Here is a 13,714-nt window from a genome sequence, read left to right on the forward strand (position 1 = left end):
ATTATAATGTTCTGGACACGCCTACCCTTTTACCGCGCCTGCCGCTATTCCTTTGATAAATGTTTTGGAACAGAGACTGAAGATCACGATCATAGGCAGAACAGACAGCGCCAGAGCGCACATGATGGCGCCATAGTCGCTTCTGAAAGAATTGGACAGGTTATTTACCATCAGCGGAATCGTGAAGAGTTCCTGTTTGTTAATCATAATAACCGGCAGCACGTAATTGTTCCAAGACCATAGAAATACCAGTGTGGAGAGTGTAAGAATCCCCGGCTTCACACAGGGAACAACGAGCCTGAAAAAGATGCCCGGCTCTGAACAGCCGTCCAGCCGTCCCGATTCCAGAAGTTCATCAGGTACTCCATCACTGATAAACTGAGTCATGAGAAACACGCCCAGCGGATGAGCCGCCCATGCGAAGATCAGAGGAAGCAGCGTACTGGAAAGCCGCAGCGTTCTCATTTCCAGCATGTAGCCGATCAGTGAAATCTGTCCTGGTATCATCATAATAGCCATGACAAACCCAAAGATGATTTTTTTCCCTTTGAAATTATACTTTGCGAGGGCGAAGCCAATCATCGTGGAGATGAGCACACTGATCGCTACCGAACAGACAGAAACGATGATAGAGTTTAAATACGCCTGAAAATACCCCTTCGAGATGACCATGCGAAGATTATTCAACAGATAGCTGCTCGGCAGGATCGGCATTGCCTTAAATATATCTTCACTGTAATAGGTACCCATGATAAATACGATGTAGAGCGGGAAAAACATGATCAGTGTCATAAAAATCAGAAGGAGCTGTTTTACAACGGAACCTATACGTCTTCTTGCTTTATTATTCACCTTTTCCATCCTTTCCCCTGCTGAGTCTGAAGCCAACCACAGAAAACAGCATGATTATGACAAACAGTGTGTAGGCCATGGCGGAACCGTAACCCAGTCTGGAATCCTGACTGAATGCATCGTTAAAGAATTTCCATACGGTAGTAAGAGCCGTGTGGCCAGGGCCTCCGGTCTGCCCGTTCCCCAGAGAAGCCCAGCCGCTGAATAAAAGCTTTGGTTCCTCAAACATCTGCAGACCGCCGATCAGGGATGTGATAATTAAGAATCTGGTCGTATTGCGCAGCATGGGCACGGTAATCTTCGTAAATATCTTAAAATTACTGGCTCCGTCTACAGCCGCGGCCTCGTATACCTCTGACGAAATGGACGTCATCGCCGCCAGATAAATGGTCATGTAGTATCCCAGATACCGCCACACAATCATGATCACTATAATTACTTTAGAAGCGATCTCACTTCCAAGCCAGAAAAACGGTTCGTTTAAAGCCCCCAGCCAGATCAACAGCTTATTTACGTATCCCGACTGCCAGTCGAATAAGTAAGAAAAGATGAAGCCGATTGCCACAGGCGTTGTAATATACGGGAAAAAGTTTACGGTTTGATAGATTCTCTTGCCCCGCCCAATATCAAAGAGCAGATAGGCAACGCCTAAACCAAGCAGCACGGTAATGGGAGTGGAAAACGCCATTAAAATAATCGTATTTCCAAGAGATTTGAGAAACAGAGGGTCTTTCGTAAACAGATCCAGGTAATTCTTTATTCCCACAAAGGTCTTTGCCCCGAAACCATTCCAGTCATAAAAGCTGATTTTCAGAGAATACAGCATGGGAAACATGCTAAACAGAAAATAGGCAGACAGAAAGGGAAGGCAAAATAGATAAGGCCATTTACCCGCTTTATGCAGGGCGCTTTTTTTCTTTTTATTCATGATTGGCTCCAATCTGTGCATTTTACATCTTGCTCCTGTTCGAACGATTGCCAGTACAGCTTTGCAGACGTGAATAGCGAGTGCCGTTACTGTAGGATTCATGCAAAGCAGTACTGGTATGAGTCGCCGTGATAATCAGGAAAGCTGCCATTACCGGCAGCTTTCCCTTAATCGTTCTATTTTAAGGTCGCGCCCGGAATCAGTGTCTGGGTCTCTGTTTTCAGTATTTCCAGAGCCTGATCCGCTGTCATGGATGAATTGGCAGTCATCTGGGCAGCCACACTTCTCAGAGCGGTCTTCACATTCGCCTCATGCCTGGTCTGAACCTGGCCCTGAGTCGTAACGGCGATTGTATTGATAAAGTAATCAGCCAGCTTCTGACCGCCGAAGAACTCATCATACTGTCCTTTTTCTGAGAAGAAATAGGAATTCTCATCTTCATATGGCGCCTTAAAGCCTGTCATGAAGCCATACTGCTCGTATGCTTCCTTCACACCGTCTCCCGTACAGTAGACTTCCTGGATATACTCCCATGCAGCTTCTTTATTTTTACTTCCTGAATAAATACTTACCGATGTGCCGCCGTATGTATATCCATTTCCCGGAGCCTTGGTCAGTCCCCAGTTGCCGGAACCATTGGGATCGTTGCTGGCAATTCCCCATTTTACACTCCATGGAGCACAGGGGTAGAACATAATCTCTCCCGATGAATAGCTGTTATTGTATGCCGGTGTATTATCCTCCTGCTTTCCCAGAAGTCCCGCCTGGTTAAACCGGGCTGCCGTTTCCAGAACGGATTGATACCGTCCTGTAAGGTCCACCGTATCTCCATCAATATAATTGCTTACATTCTGATTCACTAAAATACCATTCAGAAAAATCGTCATTCCAGGGAATATCGTTACCTTGCCGCCGCTCTTTTCCCTGATCTGCTCACCAACTTCAAATACCTTGTCCCAGTCGGAAATCATGGCGCTTATTTCGTCCGGATCATCCGTTCCCAAATATTCTTTGGCCAGATCCCTGCGGTATGCAAAACCGCTCGGGCATATCTGCTGTTCCACGCCGTACAGTTCACCGTTTGGCCCTGCTCCCAGCTGGGTGACAAAGTCAAACATCTCATCCGCTTTTACATTGTACGGTTCTTTATAGAGGTCCTCCAGAATACCTAAATCGAACACTTTGCCTCTGTAACCGATCTCACTCAATATAATGTCGGGGGCGCCGCTTCCGCTGGCCAGAGCGCTCTGCAGTTTCTGGAAGTAATCGTCTGTCGAGACTACCAGTGTATCAAAATTTACATTCGGATGGCGCTCATGATACCACTCCGTCATATGAGTCAGATGAGCTTCGTCCCAGTCCCAGATAGTCAGAGTCACTTCCTCCCCGTCTCCGCCCCCGGTATCAGATAATGTACTTTCTTCCGCAGCCGTCGTTTTTTTACTGTCACCACTGTCAGAGCTTTTGCAGCCGCTGAGAGACGTCATCACCATGGCCGCTGTAAGCAAAATAGCAAACATTCTTTTCTTCATAACAATTACTCCTTTCCTTCTCCTCGTTACGAGCACTTAGAGGCCGCATTCTGGTCTCTTACGTGCGATACATGCCACTGTCACTCTTCAGGCGTCCTTTGGACGCTTAGTGCAGCGGCTTGTAAAGCCTGTCAACAGTTACCATTTTTTTTAAATTTTTGCTGAACCCCTGAAGGTTCCTGCCTGCTTTTAATAAAACAAGTATATCATCATTTATGCACAACAGAAATGATGTATATTTCCTTTTGATGGATTATTTTACACTGCTCCGTTTTTTAAAAGTGTCATTTGTTCGTCATTCTGCTTATTTACAAGATATTTTTTCTTACTATTTCAGCATTGTAAATGATCACGTTCCCCCTCTTTGCACGAGTCACCACACTCAGAAAAGGGCCATCTCCCATAATACGGGAGACAGCCCTTTTCCTCTAAATACCGCGTACTATATTTATCTTACCAGTTTCTCAATGATCTCCGCCTCCATACTCTGTTCAGGATCAAATCTTTCTGAGTCCATATAATGGTAAATGGCAGACAGAAGCGCCCTCGCTTCAGGGTACTGCTGCAGCTCCTGCAGTCCCAGAGAAGAAAGCATCAGTTTTCCGTTCCCGCAGCGGCATTCCATCAGCTGGATCATGGGACGCATATAGGCATAGCTGTCCATCTCCGTGATAATCGCCTTCATCGGCTGAGGCAGAATGACCGCCCGCTGGCCGGCCATCGGCCACCACTGCCAGTTTGTATGAAATTCCGTAGGAAATTCCTCAAATAGAGGGTGTTTCTCATCTATAAGCTGCCCCATGCCGCCCTCCTGAGCGGCGAAATTACCGACAGACCAGAAGTCTGTAGTAAACTGAGCCCGAATGGAGTGGGGTAGATTCTCTTCTCTGGAAGGCGGTGTTAAGTACACACGCCCGCCTGCCTCCAGAACTTCTTTCGCCCTGCTGTCCAGACGCTCTGTCTCATAGACGGATTCAGGACACACTGGATTTTCGGCAGGATAAACCCATACCGGATATGTATTGCTCATCTCTCCGATTCTTACGGTCAAATCGAGGCGGGCTGCTTTTTTAACCATATTCAGCGGAATTTCCAATGTCCCGGCATGGCTCAGCTCTCCCATCCGGCAGTCAGCCTCGGGCAAAGTCCCTTCTACTGAGATTCCGCTTCCTTTTAACTCATACACCGGTCTTTCACAGACATCCTTTTTGCCGAAATTTGCCGCCAGAATGTCCGCCTTCAGCACTTCGTCCGCGCAGTATGTATATTTTTCCATCTGTACCAGAGGAAGCTGGTCTCTGAAGAAGGACTGGAACAGCTCCGGTCTGGCAAAGGGATATGGCTTGGGCTGCATATGGGAATTCATCATGCCTACAAGCGCCGTCCCCTGTCCCGGGAAGTCCTGAAGCCCCAGGAGCGAAATCCCGGACAGCTCTTTCGTGCGCATGGCTGCTTCTATCTCCTCCCGGTATCCAATGCGGGAAAGCTCTCCCGATGCCTCCACGTACCGTTTCCACACAGGGGAAAGCCCCAGCATGTCCGCTTTTTCCTGGATTATACGGAAATTTGCCGGATCAGAAATTCCCTGGAAAGCAGTCAGCTCCTCAAAATCCGGAAGGACCTCAAACTGTCCCACCTCAAAGCTGAATACAGGCTTTTGGAATGTCTGCCGCAGTTTCTCCATCGAAGCGTCATAATTAGTTCTGGTATTGGGGTACTGATTATTAATATATCCGCGGATACGCCCGGTCTTCTTCTGCGGCTCTGCTTCTCCTGCAAAGGTTCCGCGCAGAGGCGCCTCAAAATAGGACTGGGATGTATAGAAGCCGCTGTCCGGATCACAGCCAATTCTTCCATAATGTACGTTGGATCCGTTCGCGTACAGCCGCGTGCTGTCCAGAGCGCGCGCCTGCTCCAGCATATGGCTCATCCGCTCACGTCCCGTCTCGCCGGTACAAAGCTCATTGCCAAAGGTAAGCATGACAAAAGAGGGATGATTGGCCAGCCATCGGATCGTAAGGGCAAGCTCCTGCTGGTAATAGGAAAAGCTCTCCCCGGACTCAAAGGCGTCATTGGGATTCCAGTGGGACAGTTCCGGCTGCATCATCATACCGAGCCGGTCAGCCGCCGCAAACGCGGCTTCCGATGGGCAGTGAGAGTGGAAACGGACGCAGTTAATTCCATAAGCCTTGTAAGTATTCAGAATGTCCGTCCATTCATTTTCCGTCATAGGCGTATATCCGGTTTCCGGGAATTCCGCGCAGTTTGCCTCGCTTCGCAGGAAAATGGTTCTCCCATTCAGAGCGAGTCTTCCCTTTCCATTATCTCCAAAATCCCGCACACCAAAGGTCACCCTTTTTTCTTCATCTCCGGTCAGCAGTGCCGACAGTTCATATAAGTTTCCTTCATATTCATCCCAGCGTTTTACATGTTCAGCGAGGGGAAGTCCCTCTATTCTGATCTCATTCATGCCCTCCGATAGCGTGACGGGAGTGGTAATACACGTCTCGGCCAGAGCTTCCGAACGAATCGTCAGTGTCCCATGCCATGCACCGTCCGCCTCCGGCATACCGGCACCGTTCGCCGTGCTGGAACAGTCCGCCATTCCCGAGCAGTCTGCCGTACCGGAACCCTCCTCCATTCCCGTGCCAGCCCTCAGCCCCTTTCCGCTCACAGACAGATCAGCTGCCACCGTAAGGGTCTGCTGCACAGGGTATACCCGCAGCGACGATAAAAAGACCTCTTTTTCTGTGCGGAGCCTCACGTATCCCAGAACTCCGTTCCAGTTTGTCTGTGTCTCGTCCGTGGCCGCCGAGGAAAATACAATGGCATCATGGGGCAGTCCGGGATAGCTGTTATCCGAAACAAGGGTCAGCTCTGTATCCTCACCCAGCATTCCCGTCACCTCAAACACCTGAGGCGTATTGATGGAGGCCGGAATAAAATGAGGCACCTCATTGCCATCCACCAGCAATTTCAGGCAGCGTGAGCGCTCCGCCTCCAGAAAGACCCGTTCCCCCTCCTCCTGTTTAAAGGATATTCTGCGGGAAAAAAGCGCCTCTCCTTCATACGTATACTTTCTGGTAAAACGCGTGGCTATGGGCGCATCGGGATTAAACCCTTCGCCTCCATTCTCTGCGTCAGAATGCCACTGATTCAGCCCCAGATCCTTATGCCCCAGCCTGTTTTCATCCAACGTTCCCGGCAGTCTGATATCCCCCTCTGTTCCGTCACTTAAAACCGCTTTCCAATTCCCCTCTAATGAATAATACATGTCCCGCTCCTTCTGCTGAAATACTTAAGCCTTTTTCTGTAACTGCTGCAACTGTTTTTACTATACTATAAACAAAAACAGAAGTATTTCCTAATGTTGCGGAATTTGTTTCAAAAAAATGCGGTTATTCCCTACGCCATGCTGTTGCGGTACTCCGTAGGTGTAATCCCCATTTTTTTCTTAAAAGCCGTGCAGAACGCGCTCTCACTGGGAAATCCCGCGTCCAGGCTAATATCCTTTACCGAAAGGCCGGTGTTCTTCAGCATATACTTTGCCGCGCTGATTCTGATATTTACGATGTATTCGTGAGGCGTAAAACTGGTATAGCTCTTAAACATGCGGATAAAGTGGTACTGGCTGAGCATCGCCTGTTCTGCCAGCGTCTGAATCGTAATTTTTCCGGTAAAATGCTCATTAATATAAGAAATTACATTTTCCATTCCAATGGAATCCCCGTCCCACACGGAGACTCTCCCGATCTTCCTGGATCCGGGCCGCTCCGCCTGATCCAGGAGAAGGGCGGTCCAGATGTCGGTCAGCTGCTTGGACAACAGCGCCTCACGTATGGGCCTTCCCTCTGCAAAGGTCTGATAAATGGCTGTCATCTTATTCAGCACAGGATAATCATCGACAAGCGTAAAAATATTGCCCAGATAAGATACCGTCAGGTCGTAATACGCCCTGGCCATTTGCCCGTCAAAATGACACCAGATGCTCTCCCATCCCGTGTCTGAGTAATAGGCATGAGGGCGGTAACAGTCCAGGAGGACAAAGCTGCCCATACCGGCCGTCTGCTTTTTCCCCTCACATTCCAGTATAAACTGCCCTTTTTGTACGTACATCAGCAAATAGCTGTCGTAAGAGGTCCTGCGCAGCTCATAATGGGGGTCATAAATAAAGTGTCCGGTGCATATTGGATAGAAAAATGTATTTCGTGCCACCGCACTGGGAGAATAAACAAAATATTCCGATTCCGGCGCGATCCGGTTTTCGTTTACTTTCACGCAGCATTCCTCCCTCCAGGCCCGTCATTCTTTATAATGAAAATAGTCGCTGTTTTTATATTCCTTCGGCGACATCCCCACCACATTTTTAAATACACGGGAAAAATAATACTGGTCTGAGTACCCCAGATTCTGAGCCACTTCATAGATGTACATGTCGGTGGTGCGCAGCATGGCGCACGCCTTTTTCATCTTCAGATGTATAAAGAAGTCCAGAGGCGCATGGCGGGTATATTTCTGAAAAATAGAATTCAGGTAACTCCTGGACAGCTCAAATTCATCCACGATCATCTTAAGCGTAAGATTTTCATTTAAATGCTTGTACATATACCGGATCACATTGGTCACGTGCCGGTTCTGCTCCTGGGTCGAATTGTGCTTTTCACGGTCGTAGGTCTCCGCCAGAATCAGGGACAGAACCTGTGAAATATAGATGAAATTGCCCAGAGTATAGTTCGCCTCCAGAACCCGGAACAGCAGCTCAAACAGAAACAGCATACGGTTGGTGGCATTCTGAGAGTTCAGTTTTACCACACGATACTCCATAAGGGGGAAATACCGGACGTCCTCTCCCTTAAAATGCACCCACAATATACTCCATGGATCTTCCTCACACGCATAGTAACGGTGTCCCGTAAACTGCGGAATACAGAACGCCTCATTTTCATGGAGCACATATTTGCTGCCTGCTGCTTCAATGGTACCACTGCCCTCCATGCAGTAAATGAAGATAAATTCTTCAATTCCATCTCTTCTCTCCCGGTAATGGTGCGCCGCACAGGGGAAAAATCCCACATCGGTCAGATACATCCTTCTTACCTGAGGATGCTCCACATAATCCCGGAAGGATTCCGTAGGAAGCACAAACATCCGCTCTCCCTTAAACCCGTCTCTTTTCCATCCCATAAAATTATCCATGAATGGAGAATATCATATTTGCGGAATATTGTCCATCTTTATTCATGATAAGGCATTTCTATTTCTATTTTTGCCATGATAAAATAGCGTTATAATTAAAGTAGAAAGAGGGATTTATTATGGCAAAACATGTAAGAATCTGGGAGGAGGATTGTATCATCCCTACCTATTCGATGGCTCCTCCGGAAAAAAGTCCTTTATTTATTGAAAAAAGAGCTTATCAGGGAAGCACGGGCAAGGTATATCCCCTTCCTGTCACTGAAAAGGTATTGGACGATAAAAAGGATGTATCCTATCGTGCCGTATATCTGGAAAACGAATATCTAAAGGTCTGTGTGCTTCCTGAACTGGGCGGCAGGATCCAAAGGGCCTACGATAAGACGAACGGATACGATTTTGTCTATTACAATCATGTGATCAAACCCGCCCTCGTCGGGCTCACCGGACCATGGATCTCCGGCGGAATCGAATTTAACTGGCCCCAGCATCACAGGCCATCCACCTACTCTCCAGTCGATTATACATTTACCTCCAATGACGACGGTTCCTGCACCATATATGTCGGTGAGACGGACAAGATGTATGGCACAAAAGGGATGGCCGCTATCTCTCTTTATCCGGGAAAGGCCTATATTGAAATCAAAGGCCAGCTTTATAATCATACGGATCTTCCCCAGACCTTTTTGTGGTGGGCAAATCCCGCGGTTCCGGTTAATGATGATACGTTTTCTGTCTTTCCTCCGGATGTTCATGCCGTCATGGACCATGGAAAACGGGCTGTTTCCACATTTCCCATCGCCACCGGTGAGTATTACAAATGCGACTATTCCGCAGGCGTGGACATCTCCCGCTATAAGAATGTAAAGGTTCCGACATCCTATATGGCCGCTCACTCCGATTATGATTTTATCGGAAATTACGATGAGAATCTGGAAGCGGGACTGCTCCACGTCGCGGATCACCATGTCTCTCCGGGCAAAAAACAGTGGACCTGGGGAAACGGCGACTTCGGCCGTACCTGGGACAGGAATTTAACGGAAACCGACGGACCCTATATTGAGCTGATGACCGGCGTATTCACCGACAATCAGCCTGATTTTACATGGCTGAAGCCTCACGAGGAAAAGACTTTTGTACAGTATTTCATGCCCTATAAAGGGGTGGGACGGGTAGGAAACGCCACCAGAGAGGCAGCCGTAAGCCTGTCTGAAGGCACGGATGGGACTGCCGTTCTAAAAGTTTACACGACTGGTGTATATGAACAGGCAAAAATCCAGGTTACACAGAAAAATCCCCGGGCCCTTCTTTATGAGAACACCGTGGACTTAAGCCCGGAAACAAGCTACGCAGCTTCCTTCCCCGCGCCGGACAGGCTGAGCGGCTGCACCGTGACGGTTTCCTGTGGGAATAAAGTATTAGTGGAATACACCGTCTATGAGAAACAGCCCGAGCCGATACCAGAGCCAGCGGAACCGATGAAATCCCCGGAGGAAATGAAGTCCACGGAAGAACTGTATCTGGCCGGGACTCATTTGGAGCAGTACCGCCACGCCACCTTTGAACCTGCGGATTATTATCTGGAGGGGCTGAAAAGGGATTCCACGGATATCCGTCTGAACAACAGCTACGGTCTTCTGCTCTATAAGAGAGGACGTATCAAAGACAGTATCCCTTATTTCCGGGCTGCCATTAAAAAGCAGACGTGGAAGAATCCGAATCCCTATTCGGGAGAGTGCTGGTTTAACCTGGGTCTGGCCCTGATGGCCGACGGACAGAAGGAAGAGGCTTACGATGCCTTCTATAAGGCCACCTGGAGCGCGGAAACACAAAGCTCCGCCTTTTACTGGCTGGCCTGTCTGGCCTCAGAGAAGGGGGCGTACGAGGATGCACTGGATTTTGCCTCTAAGTCCATGCTCAGAAACTGGCATAATATGAAGGCCCGATCCTTAAAAGCGGCTCTCCTCCGTAAGCTCGGACTGGATCCCTCCGCCCTGTTAAAGGAAAGTCTTGAGATCGATCCGCTTTATATGAGCTGTCTTTATGAACAGGCTGTATATGACGGCCGTTTTGACTACTGGAAAGAAAAGATGCGCGGAGAATCCCACAATTACCTGGAGGTCTCCCTGGACTATGTAAATGCCGGCTTCTATGAGGATGCGCTCTGTGTTCTCAATGCCTGCAAAGACAGCAATCCCATGTGTCAGTACTATCAGGGCTATATCCATACCAGACTGAACGATCCGGATAAAGCCATATCCTGCTTCACCCAGGCGGAAGCGGCCTCGCCGGACTACTGTTTCCCCAATCGTGTGGAGGAAATACGTATTCTGGAAACAGCGGTCGGGTTACTGCCTGAGGCGCCCATGGCTCACTACTACCTTGGAAACCTGTTATACGATAAGAAACAGTATGAATCCGCGATCGCACACTGGGAGAAAGCCGTAGAACAGAAAGACGGTTTAGCCTTAGCCCACCGGAATCTGGCCATTGCCTGCTATAACAAGCTGCAGGATGGGGCCAGGGCTGAAAAGGAGATGAAAACGGCCTGCGCCATTGATCCTGATTATCCTCGTTTTCTGTTGGAATATGACCAGCTGGCGGCCAGACTGAACCAGTCAAACACAGAGAGGCTGGAACGGCTGGAGTCCCACCTTGATCTGGTCCATGACCGGGACGATTTGTATCTGCGCTATATTACCCTACTGAACTGCACCGGGAAATGGGAAGCTGCCCTGGATGCGCTCTGTACCCACCGTTTCCATCCATGGGAAGGCGGAGAAGGCAAGGCTAGCGCCCAGTACCGTTATGCACTGATCCGGCTGGCTCACCGGGAGCTGGAGGCAGGACGCCCTCACGATGCCCTGACCTGTTTGACGGCGACGCTCTCCTATCCGGAAAACCTGGGTGAGGGAAAGCTGCCCAACGTGCCTGACAATGAAGCCCACTATTACATGGGAATCGCTTACCGTCAAATGAAAGAAGAAGAAAAAGCCACTGAGTATTTTCTCCTGGCCGCCTCGGGTCCTTCAGAACCGGGAAGCGTACTATACTATAACGATCAGCCTTCAGACTTTATTTTCTATCAGGGTCTGGCAAATCTGGAGCTGGGACGGCCCGAAGCCGCCAGAAAGGCATTCCATCAGCTGATCTTTTATGGAGAAAAACATTTATTTGATGAGGCAGCCTATGACTTTTTTGCCGTATCCCTTCCTGAAATTGAGGTTTTCCAGGATGATATCCAGCTGCGCAGCACACAGTACTGCAATTATCTGCGGGCGCTCGGAGCTCTGGGACTGGGTGAAAAGGAAAAAGCAGCCGGACTCTTCCGGGGACTGCTGGAGAAACAGGCCGACTATCAGGGCGCACTGGCCCTGCTTGACAGAGTGAAATAGGCAAAAAAGAGAGTGTCACACCAACAATATCGGCTGATGTGACACTCTCTTTATTGCAACGCACAGAAAAGCATTTCCACGTACAGATTTCTGCACAGGCAAGAAAAATCGGACCCTTTCACGTAAAGCAGAAAAAGCAAAATCCGAACCTGCTGTTAAAAGTTCAGCACAAAAATAAAAGGCCTGGTATCTACCAGACCTTTACCGTGGAGCATATGGGATTCGAACCCACGACCTTTCACATGCGAAGCGAACGCGCTCCCAGCTGCGCCAATGCCCCTTACCTTGCACAGTATAGCACGATTATCCAAATTTTGCAATCCTGTTTCTGCACGATTTTTATATCGATTCATAACAAGAGCGGCCGTATTGAAAATCAAATGACCTGTTTTCAACACAGCGCTCCTCCCTTTTTCCCTTACTGCTGTTCTAACTCACTCATCCGACCTTCAATTTGAATTTCTTCGCATCTTTTTCGGAATCCACTTTTTCAATCATGGCGCCGAGCCCCTGAAGCTTCTCTTCAAAGCACTCGTAACCACGCTGTATATATCCGATCTCTTCCACAATCGTATAGCCTTCCGCCGCGAGCCCCGCGATCACAAGCGCCGCTCCCGCACGCAGGTCAGGCGCGTTCACAGATGCTCCGGTAAGCTTCCTGACGCCGTCGATAACGGCTACGTTGCCTTCTACTTTTACGTTGCCGCCCATACGGGACAGCTCATCTACGTAGCGGAAACGATTCTCAAAAATACTTTCGGTTACAACACTGGCGCCTTCCGCAAGCGCAAGTGTCACCGTCATCTGCGGCTGCATATCGGTCGGAAATCCAGGATACGGCAGTGTCTTGATATCGGTATGTCTCTGAAGGGTCTTGCCTACCACGCGCACCGCGTCGTCAAATTCCACCACTTCACAGCCCATCTCAAGAAGCTTGGCTGAAATAGCCTCCAAATGCTTCGGTATCACATTCTTTACGGTAACGTCACCGCGGGTAATCGCCGCAGCGCACATAAAGGTGCCCGCCTCGATCTGGTCCGGAATAATGGAATACTCCGTGCCGTGAAGCTTTCTTACACCCTTAATACGGATGGTATCCGTACCGGCTCCCTTGATGTTGGCGCCCATACTGTTTAAGAAGTTCGCCACGTCAACCACATGGGGTTCCTTAGCCACATTCTCCAATATGGTCTGTCCTTCTGCAAGGGTTGCCGCCATCATGATATTAATGGTCGCACCCACAGAGACCACATCCAGATAGATATGGCTGGCAACTAAATCAATGGCATGCGCAATCACCGCACCGCGCTCGATCTTCACTTCCGCACCTAACGCGCGAAAGCCCTTTAAATGCTGGTCGATCGGCCTGCTGCCAATGTTGCAGCCGCCCGGAAGCGGCACCTGAGCGCTCTTATACTTGCCCAGCATAGCCCCAATAAAATAATAAGAGGCTCTGATTTTACGGATATATTCGTCATCCACGGAAACTTCGTGGATGTACTTCCCATTAATACGGACGGTATGTCTGTCAATACGCTCAACATCAGCTCCGATTTCCTCGATGGCTTCCAGTAATACATTGATATCCCTGACGTCAGGAAGATTCTCGATAACAACGTCTTCGTCCGTCATGATGGAAGCAGCAAGAATACCCAGGGCAGCATTCTTGGCTCCGCCGATGGTTACTTCTCCAGCCAGCGGATTGCCGCCTTTCATAATATATTGTTCCATTCCACACCTCTGATTATGATCTAATCTATTACAAATTTATTAAGTTTTTCTTTTGTGTCTTTAATGATTATAACATATCCTGC

At 48.9% G+C, this 13,714-nt stretch carries 8 protein-coding genes and 1 tRNA gene; 1 reads left to right on the top strand and 8 read right to left on the bottom strand.

Annotation, left to right across the window (positions count from 1 at the left end):
* Positions 1-21 precede the first annotated feature (21 nt).
* The 6 genes from M1L66_RS30980 to M1L66_RS31005 form a co-directional block, all read right to left on the bottom strand.
* On the bottom strand, positions 22-861 hold the full coding sequence (locus M1L66_RS30980) for a carbohydrate ABC transporter permease (protein ID WP_187020556.1): 840 nt from the start codon (positions 859-861) through the stop codon (positions 22-24).
* Positions 845-1,780, bottom strand: a complete 936-nt coding sequence (locus M1L66_RS30985) for a carbohydrate ABC transporter permease (protein ID WP_002605041.1) — start codon at positions 1,778-1,780, stop codon at positions 845-847. The genes M1L66_RS30980 and M1L66_RS30985 overlap by 17 nt, the downstream gene beginning before the upstream one ends.
* Before the next feature lie 176 nt (positions 1,781-1,956).
* Positions 1,957-3,312 (bottom strand): ABC transporter substrate-binding protein, encoded by a 1,356-nt coding sequence (locus M1L66_RS30990; RefSeq protein WP_187020558.1) that lies wholly within the window; start codon positions 3,310-3,312, stop codon positions 1,957-1,959.
* A 448-nt stretch (positions 3,313-3,760) separates the two neighbouring features.
* The gene (locus M1L66_RS30995; RefSeq protein WP_434689506.1) at positions 3,761-6,586 is read right to left on the bottom strand and encodes a glycoside hydrolase family 2 TIM barrel-domain containing protein; all 2,826 of its coding nucleotides are present in this window, start codon (positions 6,584-6,586) and stop codon (positions 3,761-3,763) included.
* 131 nt (positions 6,587-6,717) lie between these two features.
* Positions 6,718-7,590 carry an AraC family transcriptional regulator gene (locus M1L66_RS31000; RefSeq protein ID WP_434689508.1) on the bottom strand — a complete coding sequence of 291 codons (873 nt, stop codon included), beginning with the start codon at positions 7,588-7,590 and terminating at the stop codon, positions 6,718-6,720.
* A 24-nt stretch (positions 7,591-7,614) separates the two neighbouring features.
* Complete coding sequence (locus M1L66_RS31005; RefSeq protein WP_243270199.1) at positions 7,615-8,496, bottom strand: AraC family transcriptional regulator; 882 nt, start codon at positions 8,494-8,496, stop codon at positions 7,615-7,617.
* 131 nt (positions 8,497-8,627) lie between these two features.
* On the opposite strand from M1L66_RS31005, the gene M1L66_RS31010 reads away from it, so the two are divergent.
* Positions 8,628-11,900, top strand: coding sequence for a DUF5107 domain-containing protein (locus M1L66_RS31010; protein ID WP_434689511.1), 3,273 nt, complete (start codon positions 8,628-8,630; stop codon positions 11,898-11,900).
* 207 nt (positions 11,901-12,107) lie between these two features.
* On the opposite strand, the gene M1L66_RS31015 is transcribed toward M1L66_RS31010, so the two are convergent.
* Positions 12,108-12,180: transfer RNA gene (locus tag M1L66_RS31015), tRNA-Ala, on the bottom strand.
* A 158-nt stretch (positions 12,181-12,338) separates the two neighbouring features.
* Positions 12,339-13,631 (bottom strand): UDP-N-acetylglucosamine 1-carboxyvinyltransferase, encoded by a 1,293-nt coding sequence (locus tag M1L66_RS31020; RefSeq protein ID WP_434689513.1) that lies wholly within the window; start codon positions 13,629-13,631, stop codon positions 12,339-12,341.
* Between the last annotated feature and the right edge of the window lie 83 nt (positions 13,632-13,714).

This window comes from Hungatella sp. SB206, from assembly GCF_051132295.1.
Taxonomy (GTDB): Bacteria; Bacillota; Clostridia; order Lachnospirales; family Lachnospiraceae; genus Hungatella; species Hungatella effluvii.